Raw genomic sequence first — 16,381 nt, 5'->3', positions numbered from 1 at the left:
CGCCCCCATGCCCAAGACCTCGATCAAATCGCTGACGCACGAACTGGAAGCACGGCTCACCGAAGGCGCACTTCCTGGCGAACTCGAAGATTTCGGCCAGACCGAGCAGGCGGAAGCCACCGCCTTCCTCGCCAAGACCGCTGCCGAGCGCCCGCCAGAGACGCCGCGGATCGCGCTCACCACTTATCTCACCGGCGAACGGCGCCGGATGCGGCTGGCGGTGGTCAACGACGACATGCCGTTCCTGGTCGATTCGATCTCGAGCGCGATCGCCGCGCACGACATCGTGATCCATCGGATCATCCATCCGGTGATTCCGGTAGTCCGCGACGAGGCGGGGAAGCTGACCGGCGTCGGCACCGGCAAACCCGAATCGATGATCTACATCGAAATGGAGCGTGGCGAAGCCCGGCTGCGTCGCGCGCTGGTTGCCGAAATCGAGCGCACGCTCGATCAGGTGCGCGACGCCGTCGCCGACTGGCCGAACCTGCAGCGCGCCATCGCCGCCGACGCCGACCGTGTCCTGTCGCAGGAGGGCGCGGCGCTGTTGCGATGGTTCCACGACGGCAACATGACGCTGCTGGCGCACGAGAAGTGGCGCACCGACGGCAGCGTCGAAGATCAACTCGGCCTCGCGCGCTACACGCTCGGTTCGCCGATCCTGGCCGAAGCGTCGCGGATTCTGGCTGCCGAGTGGTTCGAACAGGGTGGCGAGGCGCCGCTGCTCCTCAAGTCCAACTGCATATCGACCGTCCATCGCCGCGTGCCGCTCGATATCGTGGTGGTGCCGCTGCGCGAGGGCGGCGCCGTCACCGGCCTCTCGATCCACGCCGGGCTGTGGACCAGCGCCGCACTCCACACGCCGCCGTCGGACGTGCCGGTGCTCCGTGCGCGCCTGCATGCGCTCGAAAGCAAGTGCGGCTTCGATCCGAAGGGGCATACCGGCAAGGCGATGACGCACGCGCTGGCCGCGCTTCCGCATGATCTCACCACGGCATTCCCCGCCGAATCGCTCGAATCGCTCGTGCTCACCTCGATGTCGGTCGCGGATCGCCCGCGTTCGAAACTGGTGCTGATCCGCTCGACCCTCGGGCGCCACCTGTTCGCCTTCGTCTGGCTGCCCCGCGACGAGGTTTCGACCGTGCGGCGCACCGCGATCGGCGACATGCTGGCGCAGGCGGCGAATGCCCGGCTCATCAGCTGGTCGATCGCGCTGGAAGACGGAGTCGTGGCGCTGATCCGCTACACGCTCGATCTGCGCGGCGGCGGGCACATGCCCGATGCCCAGGCACTCGACCAGCGGCTGGAGCGGATGGTGCGCGGCTGGGTTCCCGCGGTCGAAGCGGCACTCGCCGAGCGTGCGGGCCAGCGGTCCACTCGGCTCGCGCTGCGCTATGCAAACGCATTTCCGGCCGCCTATCGCGCGGTCAACGGCGCCGAGGAAGCCGCCCGCGACATCCTGCGCATCTGCAGCCTCAACGGCCCCGACGATCGCTCGGTGCGCATCTGCGCGGACCCGGAGCGCGACGGCGTGTTGCGGATCAAACTCTATCGTCTCGGCGGCGCACTCCCGCTCTCCGACGCGGTTCCGGTCTTCGAGAATTTCGGCTTCACGGTGATCGAGGAGGTTCCGACCCGGCTCACCGACGGCACCAACGCCTATGTTCATGACTTCGAAGTCGCGTTGACGGGCGCAGCGCCCGAGGCGCTGCTGCGGGCACCTTCGGTCGTGGAGAACGCGATCGCCGCGGTGCTGGAGAACAAGGCCGAGAACGACAGCTTCAACCGGCTGATCGTCGAGGCGGAAATGAAGCCCGGTTCGGTCGTGCTGCTGCGCGCCTGGTTCCGCTATCTGCGCCAGACCGGGATGAGCTACGGCCTCACCACCGTCGTCGATGCGCTGCGCCGCGCGCCCAAGGTCGCCGCCGCGCTGATCGAGCGGTTCGAACTCGCGCATGATCCGGGCCGGCCGGCCGCGTCCCAGGACGCGCTCGACGAAGCGACCGCGGCGATCGACGCGCACCTCGATGCGGTCTCGGCGATCGACGACGATCGCATCCTGCGCACGATCCGCGGCGTGGTGCTGGCCACGTTGCGCACCAACGCCTTCGCCCCCGCCTGTCGGGAGGCACTGGCGTTCAAGCTCGACAGCGCACGCGTTCCGGGCCTTCCGCAGCCGCTGCCGTGGCGCGAGATCTTCGTGTACAGCCCCCGCGTGGAGGGTATCCATCTGCGCGCGGGCCCGGTCGCGCGGGGCGGGCTGCGCTGGTCCGACCGGCGCGACGACTTCCGCACCGAGATCCTCGGCCTGATGAAGGCGCAGCGCGTGAAGAACGCGGTGATCGTTCCCACCGGCGCGAAGGGCGGCTTCTATCCCAAGCAGCTCCCCTCGCCCGCGGTCGATCGCGATGCGTGGTTCGAAGAGGGCAAGGAAAGCTATCGGATCTTCATTCGTGCGCTGCTGTCGATCACCGACAATATCGTCGGCGGCGCGGTGGTGCATCCCGATCGCGTCGTGATCCACGACGGCGAGGATCCCTATTTCGTCGTGGCGGCCGACAAGGGCACCGCCACCTTCTCCGACGTCGCCAATGCGATCGCGCTGGAGCGCAACTTCTGGCTGGGCGATGCCTTCGCCTCGGGCGGTTCCTACGGCTATGACCACAAGGCGATGGGCATCACTGCCCGCGGCGCCTGGATCTCGGTGCAGCGCCACTTCCTCGAAATGGGCGTCGATGTTCAAACCGAGACGATCCGCGTGGCCGGCTGCGGCGACATGTCGGGCGACGTGTTCGGCAACGGCATGCTGCTGTCGAAGGCGATCAAGCTGGTCGCCGCGTTCGATCATCGCCACATCTTCTTCGATCCCGATCCCGATCCGGCGACGAGTTGGGAAGAGCGGAACCGGATGTTCCAGCTGCCCCGGTCGAGCTGGGAAGACTATGACAAGGCACTGATCTCGAAGGGCGGCGGCGTCTTCTCGCGCGCCGAAAAGTCGATTCCGCTCAGCCCCGAAGTGCAGGCGATGCTCGGCCTCCAGGTCGATCGGATCGAGCCGGCGGCGCTGATTTCCGCGATCCTGTGCGCGCCGGTCGACCTTTTGTGGTTCGGCGGCATCGGCACCTATGTGAAGTCCTCCGACGAAAACCATGTCGAGGTCGGCGATCCGGCAAACGACCGGCTGCGGGTCGATGCCGATCAGCTGCGTGCGAAAGCGATCGGCGAAGGCGCGAACCTGGCGATCACCCAGCCCGCGCGAATCGAATTCGCGATGCGCGGCGGCCGCATCAACACCGACTTCATCGACAATTCGGCGGGCGTCGACTGTTCGGACAACGAGGTCAACATCAAGATCGCGCTCAATCGCGAGATGAACGAGGGCGAGCTGGGGTTCGAGGATCGCAACGCGCTGCTCGCCGCAATGACCGACGATGTGGCGGCGCTCGTGCTGGAGGACAACCGCCTTCAGACGCTCGCCCTCTCCTTCCTTGAAAACGACGGTGCGGTGGCGCTGCCCAGCTATGTCCGGGTGATCGAGATCCTCGAGGCCTCGGGCCGGCTCGATCGCGAAGTCGAGGGGCTCGACACCAACGAGGATCTGCTGCGGCGCGCGCAGGAGGGGCGCGGCCTCACCCGCCCCGAACTCGCCGTCCTGCTGGCGACCGCCAAGCTCGCGCTGCAGGACGCGGTCGAGGCGAGCGGTCTGGGCCAGGATGCGATGCTCGAGGCCGATCTCTACGCGGCATTCCCGCCGGCGATGCGCGAGCGTTTTGCAGCCGCCATCGAAGAGCACCGGCTGCGCGGCGAGATCGTCGCGACGAAGCTGGCCAATCGGATCGTCAATCGCCTGGGCGTGCTGCACCCCTTCGAGATCGCCGAGGAAGAGGGCTGCGCGATGGGCGACATCGCGGCGATGTTCGTCGTCGCCGAGCGGCTGTTCTGTCTGCCGCAGATCTGGCAGCGGATCGAGGACACGCCGATGAGCGAGACGGCGCGGATCGCGCTGCTCGACGAAGTCGCCGTCGGTGTGCGCAGTCAGGTCGCCGATCTTCTCCGGATCTGCCGCCCCGGCACCGGCCCGCGCGACGTGATCGAGCGGCTCGAACCGGGCATCGCCAGCCTCGACAAGAAGGCGAAGGAGCTGCTGCTCGAGGAGGTGCGCACGCAAAGCGGTCGTATCTCCGAAAAGCTGGAGGCGGCCGGCGCGCCGCCGGAGCTGGTGGCCAAGGTGGTGCGGCTGTTCGAGCTCGACGGCGCCGTCGGGCTCGCCGATCTTGGCGAGCGGCGCGGCATCGACGAGACGGTGCTCACGCGCGCGTTCACGCGACTCGGCCAGGCGCTCGGCCTCGACTGGGCACAGGCGAACGCGGCACGCATCTCGACCGGCGATCCGTGGGAGCGCCTGCTGATCGCCGGGCTCGCGCGCGACTTCCAGCAGCTCCGGCTGGAGTTCCTCGCCCGGCTCGACAGCAAGAACCCGGAGGCGGCGGTCGAGGAATGGCTCGAAGCGAACGCCGCCCGAGTCGATCAGTTCGTCGCGCTGGTGCGCCGCGCACGCCACGCGCCGGCTCCGAACGCGGCGATGCTCGCGCAGATCGCCAGCCAGGCGCGGGTCTTGCTGGGCCGCTGAGCCGCCGCGGCGACGTGAATCGCGCCACCGCCGGGCCCCGCTCGGCGGTGGCGGACCGCGCTTACGGATGAATTGCAATTGCGAGTCGTTCGCGTTATTGCGGCCGCCGAACAGCAGGAATTTCGCACTCCCATGCACGGCACCGCCACACCGGCCACTCGCAAGAAGCGCGGCCGGCGTACCTTCTGGCTGAAACAGCTCCACACCTGGCACTGGATGAGCTCGGCGATCAGCCTGATCGGCCTGCTGCTGTTCGCCATTACCGGCTTCACGCTCAATCACGCGGCTGAGATCGAAGCGTCTCCGGAGATCGTCGAGCACAGCGCACGACTGCCTGCGGAGCTGCTGCCGCAACTCGCTCCGGCGCGGGTTCCCGATGGCGCCCGCCAACCGCTGCCGGCCGATGTCGCGACGTGGCTGGAGACCGAGCTTCCGCTGTCGATCCACGGCAATGCCGAATGGTCGGCCGATGAAGCGTATCTGGCGCTGCCGCGTCCCGGCGGCGACGGCTGGGTGGCGATCGACCGCACGACGGGCGAGATCACTGCCGAGCGCACGAGCCGCGGCTGGATCGCCTACCTCAACGATCTGCACAAGGGCCGGAACGCGGGCACCGTTTGGCGCTGGTTCATCGACGTCTTCGTATTCGCCTGCGTCATCTTCTCGCTGACCGGCCTCGTCCTGCTCCAGCTCCATGCCAAGAACCGGCGCAGCACCTGGCCGCTGGTCGCGGCGGGGCTCGCCATCCCGGCGGCAATCGCAATCTTCTTCATCCACTAAAGGGTTCGTACCGATGCTTCAGCTTCGCTTCACCGGCCTCACCGCCGCCGCGATCGGCGCCGGCTCCTTGTTCGCCGGCCCGGCGGCGGCACAGACGCTCGACCTTTCGGTCGAAGTGCCGCGGCTGAGCGTCGCCGAATATCACAAGCCCTATGTCGCGGTGTGGCTGGAGAAGGAAGGCGCGACTCCGCGCACGCTGGCCGTCTGGTACGATCTCGACATGCGCGGCAACGAAGGCACCAAATGGCTGCGCGACATGCGCCAGTGGTGGCGCGCCTCGGGCCGGTCGATGTCGTTCCCGGCCGACGGGGTGAGCAGCGCGACCAAGGCGCCGGGCACGCACCGCATGCGCTTCACCGCCGGCACCGCACCGATGCCGCGCCTCACGCCGGGCAATTACGTGCTCCATGTCGAAGCGGCGCGCGAAGTCGGCGGCCGCGAACTGGTGCGCCTGCCGTTCCGCTGGCCGGCCAGCGGCGCCACTACCGTCACCGAACAGGGGTCGAGCGAGCTCGGCGCCGTCCGTCTCACCGTCCGCTGATCGTCCCAGGGAGGAAAATCATGAAGCTGTTCCGTGCCCCCGTCGTCGCCATCGCCGCCGTCGCGGCATTCGCCGTGCCCGCTGCCGTCGAAGCGCATCGCATCTGGATGCTGCCCTCCTCCACCGTTCTGTCGGGCGACGAGGCCTGGGTGACGATCGATGCCGCCGTTTCGAACGAGCTGTTCTACTTCAATCATCAGCCGCTGCGCGGCGACTTCACCGCCACGGCGCCCGACGGAACGGCAATGGAGATCCACAATCTCAACACCGGTCGCTTCCGCAGCACCTTCGACGTCCATCTGACCCAGCAGGGCACGCATCGGGTCGGGCTGGTCCGGGAAGGCGCGATCGGCAGCTATATGCTGAACGGCGAGCGCCAGCGCCTGCCGCGCGGTTTTCAGATGAGCCAGATGGCGAGCCTGCCCGCGGGCGCGACCGATGTTCAGGTGGTCGAGAACCATACTCGCACCGAAGCCTATCTGACGCTCGGCGCGCCCACCGCGACGCTGTTCCAGCCGACCGGCAAGGGCATCGAACTGGTGCCCGTCACCCACCCCAACGATCTCTATGCCGATGAACCGGGCGTGTTCCGCTTCCTGCTCGATGGACAGCCGGCGGCCAATCTCGACGTCACGATCGTTCCCGGCGGCAGCCGCTATCGGGACGAGGTAGGCGAGATGCATCTCACCACCGACGCGCAGGGCGAAGTCACGATCGCCTGGCCGCAGCCGGGGATGTATTGGATGAACCTGACTTCGGGCGGCGACGACGAGGATGAGGGCACGGCGCCCGCACGCCGTGCTTCCTATGCCGCCACGCTCGAGGTGCTCGCACCCTGACCGGCGCGCCGCCGCGGATCGCGATTCCGCTCGCCCTGTCGCCTGCGGCGTTCGATCGCCGGCGCCCGGACGCGCGGATCGTTGACTTTGGCGGCGAGACGATGGGCACCGGCTGGTCGGTCCGGCTGGTGCCGCCAGCGTCCGGCCTGCCGAGGGCCGTCCCCGACGAAATCGCGGTCACATTGGCCGATATCGTTGGGGAGATGAGCCATTGGGAGCCGGAGTCGAGCCTCGGCAGGTTCAACCGAGCGCCTGCGGGCCAGTGGCACTCCATTCCCCCTGCACTCTCGCATGTACTTGCGACTGCCGAGAAGGTCGGGAAGCTGAGCGAGGGCGCCTTCGACCCGGGCGCGGGCCGGCTCGCCGATCTCTGGGGCTTCGGCCCCTCCGGCCGCCGCGACGCGCCGCCTGCCGATGTGGAAATCGCCGCGCTCGCCGATCGCCGGATCGAACATGATCCGCCGTTGCTCCGCGCCCGCCGAGCCGCCTCGGCCGCGCTGGATTTCTCCGGAATCGCCAAGGGCTACGCGGTCGATCGGGTCGCGCAGCGGCTGCGCGCGCTCGGCATCGCCGATTTCCTGGTCGAAATCGGCGGCGAATTGCTCGGCGCGGGCGTCAAGCCCAACGGCCAACCCTGGTGGGTCGAGATCGAGCCTGCGGAAGGCGCCGCGCCGATCCGAGTAGCACTCCACGGCCTCGCGATCGCCACCTCGGCCGATTCGCAGCGATGGTTCGAACATGCCGGCCGTCGCTATGCCCATACGCTCGACCCGCGCACCGGCCGCCCCGTCGACAACGGAGTTGCTTCGGTCAGCGTGCTGCACCACTGCTGCATGCTCGCCGACGCCTGGGCGACGGCGCTCACCGTACTCGGCCCGCCCGGAATGGCGCTCGCGGAGCGTGAGGGGCTGGCGGTGCAGATGACGGTGCGTGAGGCACAGGCCGCGCGCGAGCTTCTGTCACCCGCGCTCGCGGCGATGCTCGGCTAGCGGCTCAACCGCGCACGTCTTTCGCGATGCCGTCGAGCAGCCCGTTGACGAATCCCTTTTCGCGGCGGTCGTAGAAGGCGTCGGTCACGTCGAGATATTCGCTGATCACCGCGCCGATCGGAACGTCGGGCCGCGCCAGCAGCTCATAGGTGCCGGCGCGCAGAATCTGGCGCATCGGCTTGTCGAGCCGGTCGAGGCTCCATCCCTCGGCCAGTTTGCTCGCCACCAGCCGGTCGATCTCGTCGCGGCGGGCGTCGATGCCCTTCACCAGATCGTCGAAGAAGGCGATGTCCGCCTCGGCATATTCGACGTCCTCGATCACGGCGCCCAACCGATGCTGGTGGAATTCGTGCAGCAGCGCCGTGACGGCGGTTCCCTCCATCTCCTGCTGGTACAGCGCCTGGACGGCGGCAAGGCGCGCGGCGGCGCGAGCACGCGAGCGGCTGCGGGCGGTATGGCTTGGCATTGCGTCTGATTCCTCATTCCGTCCGCCTTCGCGCGAACGGACTCTCTATGGGTTTGGTCGGTTCAATCGGATCGCCACCGACTTGGCGTGCGCCGGCAATCCCTCGGCCTGCGCGAGCGCCACCGCCGCCGGGCCGATCGCCGCGAGCCCCGCCGCGTCCAGCGACAGGAAGCTCGTCCGCTTCATATAGTCGAGCACCGACAGGCCGGAAGCGAATCGCGCCCGCCGCCCGGTCGGCAGCACATGGTTCGGTCCGGCGACATAGTCTCCCACCGCTTCGGGCGTGTGCCGCCCGAGGAAGACCGATCCGGCGTGGCGCACCGCATCGAACAACGTTGCTGCGCCGTCGCAGGCGAGCTCGAGATGCTCGGGCGCCAGCCGATCGACGAGCGGCATCGCGTCGCCCAGCTTCGGCACCAGGATGATCGCCCCGTTCGCGTCCCAGCTCGCCCGCGCCGTCGCTCCGGTCGCCAGTTCGGCCAGCTGCCGCGCGACGGCATCGGCGACGGACTGCGCGAAACTAGCATCGTCGGTGAACAGGATCGACTGGCTCGTGGGATCATGCTCGGCCTGGCTCAACAGGTCGGCGGCGATCCACTCGGGGTCGTTCGCGGCGTCGGCGACTACGACGATCTCCGAAGGCCCGGCCACCATGTCGATGCCGACCACGCCATAGAGCTGGCGCTTGGCCTCGGCGACCCACGCGTTGCCGGGGCCGGTCACCACGTCGACCGGCGCGATCCGGCTGGTGCCATAGGCCAGTGCCGCCACCGCCTGAGCGCCGCCGACGCGCCAGATCTCGTCCACGCCGGCGATCTTCGCCGCTGCGAGCACCAGCGGATTGACCACGCCGTCGGGCGTCGGCGTCACCATCACCACTCGCCCCACGCCCGCCACCTTGGCGGGGATCACGTTCATCAGCACCGACGAGGGGTAGGCTGCCCGACCGCCCGGCACATAGACGCCGGCGGCGTCCACCGCGGTCCAGCGCGCACCGAGCCGGACGCCGGCGGCATCGGTCGTGTCGCGATCCGCCGGTCGCTGCTCGGCGTGATAGGCGGCGATCCGCTCCGCGGCGAGTTCGAGCGCCGCGCGCAGCTCCGGAGTGAGCCCCGCGAGCGCCGCATCGCAGGCGTCGGCATCGATGCGCCAGCCGCTCGCGTCGAGATCATGGCGGTCGAATCGGCGTGTGAGATCGGCGAGCGCGGCATCGCCTTCGTCGCGCACGCGCCGCAGGATCGCGGCCACGTCGCGCGCGACATCCTCGTCCGCCTCGCGGCGGGCGTTCACCAGCGCGGTGAAGGCCGTTTCGAAGTCCGGTGCGGTCGCGTCGAGCAGGATCATGCCGCCGCCCGCTCCACTGCCTTGCGGAAGGCATCGACCAGCGGCACCACATCGGCCGCGCGCGTCTTGAACGCCGCGCGATTGACGATCAGCCGGCTCGTGACGTCGGCGATCGTCTCGACTTCGACGAGGCCGTTCTCGCGCAGCGTGCGCCCCGACGAGACGAGATCGACGATGCGCGGCGCAAGCCCCAGCTTGGGCGCCAGCTCCATCGCGCCGTTCAGCTTCACGCACTCGGCCTGCACCCCGCGCGCGGCGAAGTGGCGACGCGTGACATGCGGATATTTGGTGGCGATGCGCACATGGCTCCAGCCGCGCGGATCGTCACCCTCCGCCTGATCGGCGGGCTCGGCGACCGACAGCCGGCAATGGCCGATGCCGAGATCGACCGGCGCGTACAATTCGGAATAGTCGAATTCGGCCAGCACGTCCGATCCGACGATTCCCAGTTGCGCGGCGCCGTGCGCCACGAAGGTCGCGACGTCGAACGCGCGCACGCGGATGAGATCGATGTCGGGCGTGTTGGTGCGAAACCGCAGCGCGCGGCTGGCCGAATCGCCGAACGCCGGCTCGGGCACGATTCCGACCTGCGCGAGCAGCGGCAGCGCTTCCTCGAGGATGCGGCCTTTGGGTACGGCAAGGATGATCGGATCGGTCATGGGCTGCGGGGCTTTACTTGGGGGGCGACGGCGGCGCAACAAGGCCTCGGTACGGGTCGGGCATCCGGCACGCCGCCAGAGGAGCATCATGGCCGATCCCGCCGCCGTCCGCGAAGCCTTTCTGATCCAGCGCGCCTATTGCGATGCGCATTCGGCGCCGATCACCGGGCGCATCGCAGGCGCGCTCGCCGACAGCCTGACGCGCGAGAGCCGCACCGGCGCACGGGTGCTCGACTGGCCCGGCGACCCGACCGCGGACGCGCTCCCGCTGCGCCTGATCGGCGGCCTTCATGCGCTCGATCAGGCGGGCGCGGCTCCGGATCTGTCGCGGGTGTTCGCCGGCGAAGTGACGCGAATGGACGCCGTGGCGCTGATTCTCGCCGACGCGCTGATCGTGCACGACGCCGCGCTGCTGCCATGGCTCGATGGTCCGCCGCAGACCAACGAGCCGGGCCGATCCGCCGTGCTGATGACGGGGCTGCTCGAACTCGCACGGCGCTTCGGGCCGAAGCTCGAACTGCTCGAGATCGGCTCGAGTGCCGGTCTTAACCTGCTGATCGAGCGCTATCGCTTCGATCTTGGCGGCACGAACGCGGGGCCGGCCGACGCGCCGGTGCTGATCCGGCCCGAATGGCGCGGGGCGCCGCCACCGCAAGTGCCGATCGACATTCTCTCGGTACGCGGCTGCGACATTCGCCCGCTCGACACGAGTGACGCCGAGACGCGCCGCCGCCTGATGGCGTATATCTGGGCCGACAATCCCGAGCGTCACGCACGCTTGGAAGCGGCATTCGCAATGCTCCGCTCGCGACCCGTCGATCTCGTCGCGGCCGACGCCGCCGATTGGGTCGAGGCGCGCCTCGACGAGCCGCAGGCGCCGGGCGTCACTCGCGTGCTGGTGCATTCGGTCGTCTGGCAATATCTTCCGGTCGAGGGGCAGCGCCGGATCCGCGCCGCAATGGAGGCCGCGGGGGCGTGCGCGACCGCCGAGCGTCCGCTTGCATGGGTCCGCATGGAGCCCGATCGCGGCCTCGCACGGCAGGAGCTCTGGCTGCGCCACTGGCCCGGTGGCGGCGAGGATCGCATGCGCGCCATCGCCCACGCCCATGGGCTGTGGGTGGAAACGCTCTGAACGGACCCGGCGGGCGCGGCGCTAGACCAGCGGCGGCTTCACGGGCGTTCGCGCCAGCCACGCCGCGAGCGTCCGGCTCACTGCCTGCGGCGCTTCCCAGGGAAGGAAATGGCCGGCATCCATCCGCACGATCTGCAGATCGGCCACCAGCGTCTCAAGTCCCTCGAGCAGCACCGGCAGCAGCCCGGCGTTACGCATCCCCCAAAGCAGGAGCGTGGGCTGTGAGACCATCGGGAAAGGCGCATCGATCCACTCGGGCCGCTCGGGCGTCTCCTCCATCGTCGGAACGAAGAGATCGGCGGCGCGATACCAGTTGGTCATCGCGGTCATCGCGCCGGGCTGGCTCCACTGCCGGATATAGAGCTCGCGCTCGTGGGCGGGCACCCGCGCCTCCAGATGCTCGACGAACAGGCTCCAGAAGAACTGCTCCAGTTCATCCGCATTCGGATCGCGATCGACCGCGAACCCGCGGAAGGTGCGGATGAACTGGCTCGCCCTGCGCTGCCCCATGTCTTCGATCAGGGTGCGTTGCAGGATCTGCGGATGCGGCGCGTTGAGCAGCGCCAGCCGCCGCACGCGCCGCGGATAGCGCAGCGCCGCCCCCCAGGCGAGGGCACCGCCCCAATCGTGCCCGATCAGCGTGAACGTCTCGACGCCGAGCGCATCCGCCAGCGCCACGACGTCCGCCATCAGCAGTTGCGGCGCATAGTTGGAGACGCCTTCGGGCCGCGACGATTCGCCGAATCCGCGCTGGTCCGGCGCGATCACATAATGGTTGATGGCGAGCGCCAGCATCTGGTGGCGCCAGGTGCGATGCGATTCGGGAAAGCCGTGAAGGAGGATCAGCGGCGGCGCGCTGGGATTGCCCAGGCACGCGACGTTCAGTTCGACACCGGTGGCGAGCGCCACCCGCCGGGTCGGCTCCTCACGCACGGTCAGGCTCGGTACGCTTCGGATCACTGCCGCCCCTTCTCACCCGCCATCACCGCAAGAACACGCCCGCACAACACGGCCGCCTTCAATGACTAGCTAACCATGCCCGCATTGCCGTCGTTACGGAATCCGGTTTTTCCCAAGGGACGAAATGGCCAGCATCTTCGATCCGCGCGATCGTGAGGTCCTTCACCTGTCCGTCCAGCCCGTCGAGCTGGCAGGGCAGCAGCGCGCTGTCCTTCATTCCCCAGATCACCAGCGTCGGCATCGGAACCTTCGGCAGCGGCGGCATCGTAAACGTCGGCTTGTCGAGCTTGGCATCGACCGGCGGCACTTCGATCAGGCTCGCGCGATACCAGTTGAGCATCGCGGTCATCGCGCCTGGCTGGCGCCATTCGTCGAGATAGGCGGCACGCTCTTCGGGCGCGATCTCCGAGCTGATGTGGCGCGCGAAGGTGGTGTCGAAGAATTTCTCCAGCCCCATCGCTTCGAGCATCGTTTCGAGATTGGGATCGCGGAAAGTGCGGATATACTGGCTCGCCGCACGCTGGCCGGGATCTTCGATCACCGTCTTCTGGAAGATCGCCGGATGCGGCGCGTTCACGATGATGAGGCGCCCTATCCGATCGGGATGCTGCAGCGCCGCCATCCAGGCGATCGCACCGCCCCAGTCGTGCCCCACCAGCGTGAAGCGCCCGATGCCGAAGTGATCTGCCAGCGCCAGCAGGTCGGCGACCGGCTTGTCGGGGCTGTAATTCTCGACGCCTTCGGGCTTGGACGAGCGCGCGAAGCCGCGCTGGTCGGGCGCGAGCACGAAATGATCGGTTGCGAGCGCGGGGATCTGGTGGCGCCACGTCCGGTGCGATTCGGGAAAGCCGTGGAGCAGAATGATCGGCTCGGCGTCCCGCTTTCCCGCCACCGCCACGTCGAGCTCGACCCCGGTCGGCAAGGCGACGCGCTGCATCTCGAAATCGGCCATGTTCCCCTCCATTGATGGACCTTACGGATAGCTCACGGTTTTCGGCACTTCGGGAATGGGGATCCACTCCTCGGCGTCGTCGGGCACCTTCGGGAAGCGCCCCGCCCTCCAGTCTTCCTTGGCCGTCTCGATCCGGTCGCGGCTCGACGAGACGAAGTTCCACCAGACGTGGCGCGGCGTGGCGAATGCGTCGCCGCCGCACAGCATCACGCGCCCGCCGGCGCTTGAACGCAGCGTCGCCGCGACGCCCGGACGGATGACATAAAGCTTCATGGGGGAAAGCGGCACGTCGTCGAGCGTCGCATCGCCCAACCCGCAATAGAGCGCCCGCTCCTCGGCCGCCGGATCGATCGGAACGCTGCCGCCCGGCTCGAGCACGATGTCGGCATAGATGGTGCCGGCATAGGTCGTCGTCGGCGCGGTGACGCCCCAGAGCGATCCCATGATCACCCGCGCCTTGGCGTCCTCTCCGCGGATCACCGGCAAGGCGTCGGCTTCGACATGCTCGAAGGCCGGGTCGATCTCTTCCTGCGCCTCGGGCAGTGCCAGCCAGGTCTGAATGCCGGAGAAAGGCGCGCCGCTCCGCTGATCGCCCGGCGACCGCTCGGAATGGACGATGCCGCGTCCGGCGGTCATCAGATTCACCGCGCCGGGCCGGATGCGCGCGCAGGTGCCCAGCGAATCGCGATGATCGAGCGCGCCGTCGTACAGATAGGTGACGGTCGCCAGATTGATGTGCGGATGCGGGCGCACGTCGATCCCGTTGCCCGGCGCCAGATCGGCGGGGCCCATCTGGTCGAAGAACACGAACGGCCCCACCATCGTTCGCGGCCGCGACGGCAGCGTCCGGTGTACCTTGAAGCCGCCCAGATCGTGCGTCGTCGGCGTGATCGTCTGGATCACCAGGTCGTCGGGCGTGTCGCTCATGCTGCATCGAGCTCCGGATAGTGGCGGAAGATGCCGTCCTCGTTGAACGGCAGGCGGCGATCGCTGGCCAGATAGGCTCGGATACCCGGTACGTCGCGGACGAGCCCGTGGATCGCCATCAGGCGCGGCAGCTCGGGCTCCAGCGCGGCCATGCGCCTGGGGAACATGTAGCGCAGCCCCTCGATCAGCTGGAACAGCGAGGAATCGACGTAGGTGAAGCGATGGTCGATCAGCCAGTCGCCCGGATTGCAGGCCGCCGCTTCCTCGAGATAGCCGAGGAACTTCGGCATCCGCTCGTCGCGGAATTCGCGAGCGAAGCGCGCGGCCTCGGCCTTCTGATCCTCATAATAGAGACCGACGCCGACGGGATGATGCACCTGGTGCGTCTCGGCGACAAAGTCGGCGATGGTGAGCTGGAGCTGATGCAGCCACATGCGGTCGGCCATGTTGGACGGCGCAAGCTCGTGCCGCTCGCCGAGCCACAGCAGGATCGCGGCGACCTGCGCGATCGCAAGGCCTTCGATCTCCAGATAGGGCGGCGCGAAGGGCGCGCGGTCATAGCGCTTCATGTCGGCGATCAGCGCCTCGGCGCCCAGTTCGCGCGCGCAGTCGCGATAGGGCACCCCTGCCGCTTCCAGCGCGAGCCGCACGAATTCGCCGCGCCCCTGAATCTTCGGCCAGTACCAGAGATTATATGCCATCGGCCTCGCCCGGCGTCCTGGCGCGGATGGCGAGCGCGTGGATTCGCGTCTCGAGCAGGTCGGCGAGCGCGCGGTTCACCAGCCGCTGCCGTTCGACGCGCGATTTGCCTTCGAAGGCGGCGCTCGTCACTGCGACGCTGAAATGGCTTTCGCCGCTGCCGTCGTCGCCGGCATGGCCGCGATGCTTCGCGCTGTCGTTGGAGACATGCAGGTGCGCCGGATCGAGCGCGGCGGTGAGGCGGGCGGCGATCGTTTCGGCGAGCGGCTCGGTTTTCCCGTTCGGCATCGCGCCTATATAGGGCGTTTGCGCGAGGGAGTAGAGTGGCGCGGAACCAGCCGAGAAAAGATCGTCCGAATGCCCGCTTTCACGGTCGTGTGGAAGCGGCGGGCCGCATGTGCGCGAAGCCCGGCTGCGAGGAAGCCGGGGAATTCCGCGCACCCGTCGCGCCGCCGCGCGGCGGTGGCGAAGGTCCCGGCCGCTACCGCTGGCTGTGCCTCGATCATGTTCGCGAATTCAATTCGGGATATAATTACTTCGCCGGGATGAGCCCGGACGAGATTCACGACGCGCAGCGCCCGCTTGCCGGATGGGAGCGCGAGACACGCGCCTTCGCGTCGACCGGCGGGGCCGACCGCCCGCCGCGCTGGGCCGACTTCGCCGACCCGCTCGACGCGATCGGCGCGCGCTTCGGCGAGCGGATGCGCGCGCAGGCCGGGCGCAAGGACGGCAAGCCGCTGTCGGGCCGCGATCGTCACGCGCTCGACGTGCTGGGGCTTGAAGCGGATGCCGACCGCACGGCGCTGCGGCGGCGCTACAGCGATCTCGTCCGCAAGTATCATCCTGATCGGAACGGGGGCGATCGCACGCATGAGGCGCGGCTGCGCGCCGTGATCGAGGCGTATCAGCAGCTCAAGGGCTCGCCCGCCTTCGCCTGATCGCGTCAGGCAGCGGACCGCGCCTCGGCTTCTGCAAGCTCCGCAAGCTGTTCGGCCACCGTGCCCCAGCCTTCGGCGAAGCCCATCGCCTCGTGCTGTCGGCGCGCGTCCTCGGTCCAATGACGGCTGCGGGCGGTGTAACGCGTCTTTCCGCCCTCCTCCTCGAAGGTGGTGACCGCCACCATGAACGGGCCCTGCGGCTTCCAGCCCGCCGCGAAAGCGTCGGTCGAGACGATCCGCCGGTTCGGGACGACCTCTAGGAACACCCCCTCCAGCGCATTCTCCTCGCCGTTCGGCCCGCGCATGATCATCGCCGATCGCCCGCCGGGGCGCAGATCCTGCTCCAGGATATCGACTCGCCACGGCCTGGGGCAGAACCATTCCTCGGTGCGCTCGGTCCAGACACGCCACACAGTTTCGGGCGGCGCGTCGATCAGCCGAGTGATGCTGAGTTCGTTCGCGTCATTCATTCGGCACACTCCAATGGGTCGGCGGGCTCGGGCATATCGAGCGGGAAATAGTGGC

16 protein-coding genes are annotated in these 16,381 nt (G+C 68.5%); 7 read left to right on the top strand and 9 right to left on the bottom strand.

What is annotated here, in order from left to right; translation table 11 throughout:
- The first annotated feature begins 7 nt into the window (after positions 1–7).
- The 5 genes from H7V21_RS13610 (at position 8) to H7V21_RS13590 (ending at position 7,779) form a co-directional block, all read left to right on the top strand.
- The gene (locus H7V21_RS13610; protein WP_188054251.1) at positions 8–4,630 is read left to right on the top strand and encodes an NAD-glutamate dehydrogenase; all 4,623 of its coding nucleotides are present in this window, start codon (positions 8–10) and stop codon (positions 4,628–4,630) included.
- Positions 4,631–4,762: 132 nt separating this feature from the next.
- Entirely contained in the window at positions 4,763–5,410 is a 648-nt protein-coding gene (locus H7V21_RS13605; protein ID WP_188054250.1) for a PepSY-associated TM helix domain-containing protein, read from the top strand.
- Positions 5,411–5,423: 13 nt separating this feature from the next.
- Positions 5,424–5,951 (top strand): DUF2271 domain-containing protein, encoded by a 528-nt coding sequence (locus H7V21_RS13600; protein WP_188054249.1) that lies wholly within the window; start codon positions 5,424–5,426, stop codon positions 5,949–5,951.
- Between the two features lie 20 nt (positions 5,952–5,971).
- Positions 5,972–6,790: a DUF4198 domain-containing protein gene (locus H7V21_RS13595; protein ID WP_188054248.1), complete on the top strand. Its 819-nt coding sequence runs from the start codon at positions 5,972–5,974 to the stop codon at positions 6,788–6,790.
- A 101-nt stretch (positions 6,791–6,891) separates the two neighbouring features.
- Entirely contained in the window at positions 6,892–7,779 is an 888-nt protein-coding gene (locus H7V21_RS13590) for an FAD:protein FMN transferase (RefSeq protein ID WP_188054247.1), read from the top strand.
- 4 nt (positions 7,780–7,783) lie between these two features.
- Here H7V21_RS13590 and nusB read toward each other — a convergent pair whose 3' ends face one another.
- Genes nusB through hisG form a run of 3 tightly spaced genes read right to left on the bottom strand, consistent with a single transcriptional unit; the run spans position 7,784 to position 10,248 of the window.
- Positions 7,784–8,245, bottom strand: coding sequence for a transcription antitermination factor NusB (gene nusB / locus H7V21_RS13585; protein WP_188054246.1), 462 nt, complete (start codon positions 8,243–8,245; stop codon positions 7,784–7,786).
- A 45-nt stretch (positions 8,246–8,290) separates the two neighbouring features.
- Positions 8,291–9,589, bottom strand: coding sequence for a histidinol dehydrogenase (gene hisD / locus H7V21_RS13580; protein ID WP_188054245.1), 1,299 nt, complete (start codon positions 9,587–9,589; stop codon positions 8,291–8,293).
- Entirely contained in the window at positions 9,586–10,248 is a 663-nt protein-coding gene (gene hisG, locus H7V21_RS13575; protein WP_188054244.1) for an ATP phosphoribosyltransferase, read from the bottom strand. The genes hisD and hisG overlap by 4 nt, the downstream gene beginning before the upstream one ends.
- Positions 10,249–10,336: 88 nt before the next feature.
- Between hisG and H7V21_RS13570 the strand changes: the two genes are divergently transcribed.
- Positions 10,337–11,380: a DUF2332 domain-containing protein gene (locus tag H7V21_RS13570; protein ID WP_188054243.1), complete on the top strand. Its 1,044-nt coding sequence runs from the start codon at positions 10,337–10,339 to the stop codon at positions 11,378–11,380.
- A 21-nt stretch (positions 11,381–11,401) separates the two neighbouring features.
- Here H7V21_RS13570 and H7V21_RS13565 read toward each other — a convergent pair whose 3' ends face one another.
- The 5 genes from H7V21_RS13565 to H7V21_RS13545 are packed head-to-tail and all read right to left on the bottom strand — an operon-like array spanning position 11,402 to position 15,206.
- Positions 11,402–12,340 (bottom strand): alpha/beta fold hydrolase, encoded by a 939-nt coding sequence (locus tag H7V21_RS13565; protein ID WP_262503884.1) that lies wholly within the window; start codon positions 12,338–12,340, stop codon positions 11,402–11,404.
- Positions 12,341–12,398: 58 nt separating this feature from the next.
- Positions 12,399–13,292 carry an alpha/beta fold hydrolase gene (locus H7V21_RS13560; RefSeq protein WP_188054242.1) on the bottom strand — a complete coding sequence of 298 codons (894 nt, stop codon included), beginning with the start codon at positions 13,290–13,292 and terminating at the stop codon, positions 12,399–12,401.
- Positions 13,293–13,313: 21 nt separating this feature from the next.
- Complete coding sequence (locus H7V21_RS13555) at positions 13,314–14,219, bottom strand: pirin family protein (RefSeq protein ID WP_188054241.1); 906 nt, start codon at positions 14,217–14,219, stop codon at positions 13,314–13,316.
- A complete protein-coding gene (locus tag H7V21_RS13550; RefSeq protein WP_188054240.1) occupies positions 14,216–14,920 on the bottom strand; it encodes a glutathione S-transferase in 705 nt (234 codons plus the stop codon). The genes H7V21_RS13555 and H7V21_RS13550 overlap by 4 nt, the downstream gene beginning before the upstream one ends.
- Complete coding sequence (locus tag H7V21_RS13545; RefSeq protein ID WP_188054239.1) at positions 14,910–15,206, bottom strand: BolA family protein; 297 nt, start codon at positions 15,204–15,206, stop codon at positions 14,910–14,912. The genes H7V21_RS13550 and H7V21_RS13545 overlap by 11 nt, the downstream gene beginning before the upstream one ends.
- 107 nt (positions 15,207–15,313) lie before the next feature.
- Here H7V21_RS13545 and H7V21_RS13540 point away from each other — a divergent pair, with 107 nt between their 5' ends.
- Positions 15,314–15,856, top strand: a complete 543-nt coding sequence (locus H7V21_RS13540) for a J domain-containing protein (RefSeq protein ID WP_188054238.1) — start codon at positions 15,314–15,316, stop codon at positions 15,854–15,856.
- Between the two features lie 5 nt (positions 15,857–15,861).
- On the opposite strand, the gene H7V21_RS13535 is transcribed toward H7V21_RS13540, so the two are convergent.
- A complete protein-coding gene (locus H7V21_RS13535) occupies positions 15,862–16,326 on the bottom strand; it encodes an SRPBCC family protein (RefSeq protein ID WP_188054237.1) in 465 nt (154 codons plus the stop codon).
- Between the last annotated feature and the right edge of the window lie 55 nt (positions 16,327–16,381).

Origin of the sequence: Sphingosinithalassobacter sp. CS137, from assembly GCF_014334115.1 — a bacterium.
Classification (GTDB): Bacteria; Pseudomonadota; Alphaproteobacteria; order Sphingomonadales; family Sphingomonadaceae; genus Sphingomonas.
This window is presented reverse-complemented; position numbering and strand designations above follow the sequence as displayed.

What these genes read in the sequence shown, in the direction of transcription:
- H7V21_RS13610 (WP_188054251.1), top strand. Translation starts at nt 8, where the DNA reads ATGCCCAAGACCTCGATCAAATCGCTGACGCACGAACTGGAAGCACGG.
- H7V21_RS13605 (WP_188054250.1), top strand. Translation starts at nt 4,763, where the DNA reads ATGCACGGCACCGCCACACCGGCCACTCGCAAGAAGCGCGGCCGGCGT.
- H7V21_RS13600 (WP_188054249.1), top strand. Translation starts at nt 5,424, where the DNA reads ATGCTTCAGCTTCGCTTCACCGGCCTCACCGCCGCCGCGATCGGCGCC.
- H7V21_RS13595 (WP_188054248.1), top strand. Translation starts at nt 5,972, where the DNA reads ATGAAGCTGTTCCGTGCCCCCGTCGTCGCCATCGCCGCCGTCGCGGCA.
- H7V21_RS13590 (WP_188054247.1), top strand. Translation starts at nt 6,892, where the DNA reads ATGGGCACCGGCTGGTCGGTCCGGCTGGTGCCGCCAGCGTCCGGCCTG.
- nusB (WP_188054246.1), bottom strand. Translation starts at nt 8,245, where the DNA reads ATGCCAAGCCATACCGCCCGCAGCCGCTCGCGTGCTCGCGCCGCCGCG.
- hisD (WP_188054245.1), bottom strand. Translation starts at nt 9,589, where the DNA reads ATGATCCTGCTCGACGCGACCGCACCGGACTTCGAAACGGCCTTCACC.
- hisG (WP_188054244.1), bottom strand. Translation starts at nt 10,248, where the DNA reads ATGACCGATCCGATCATCCTTGCCGTACCCAAAGGCCGCATCCTCGAG.
- H7V21_RS13570 (WP_188054243.1), top strand. Translation starts at nt 10,337, where the DNA reads ATGGCCGATCCCGCCGCCGTCCGCGAAGCCTTTCTGATCCAGCGCGCC.
- H7V21_RS13560 (WP_188054242.1), bottom strand. Translation starts at nt 13,292, where the DNA reads ATGGCCGATTTCGAGATGCAGCGCGTCGCCTTGCCGACCGGGGTCGAG.
- H7V21_RS13555 (WP_188054241.1), bottom strand. Translation starts at nt 14,219, where the DNA reads ATGAGCGACACGCCCGACGACCTGGTGATCCAGACGATCACGCCGACG.
- H7V21_RS13550 (WP_188054240.1), bottom strand. Translation starts at nt 14,920, where the DNA reads ATGGCATATAATCTCTGGTACTGGCCGAAGATTCAGGGGCGCGGCGAA.
- H7V21_RS13545 (WP_188054239.1), bottom strand. Translation starts at nt 15,206, where the DNA reads ATGCCGAACGGGAAAACCGAGCCGCTCGCCGAAACGATCGCCGCCCGC.
- H7V21_RS13540 (WP_188054238.1), top strand. Translation starts at nt 15,314, where the DNA reads ATGTGCGCGAAGCCCGGCTGCGAGGAAGCCGGGGAATTCCGCGCACCC.
- H7V21_RS13535 (WP_188054237.1), bottom strand. Translation starts at nt 16,326, where the DNA reads ATGAATGACGCGAACGAACTCAGCATCACTCGGCTGATCGACGCGCCG.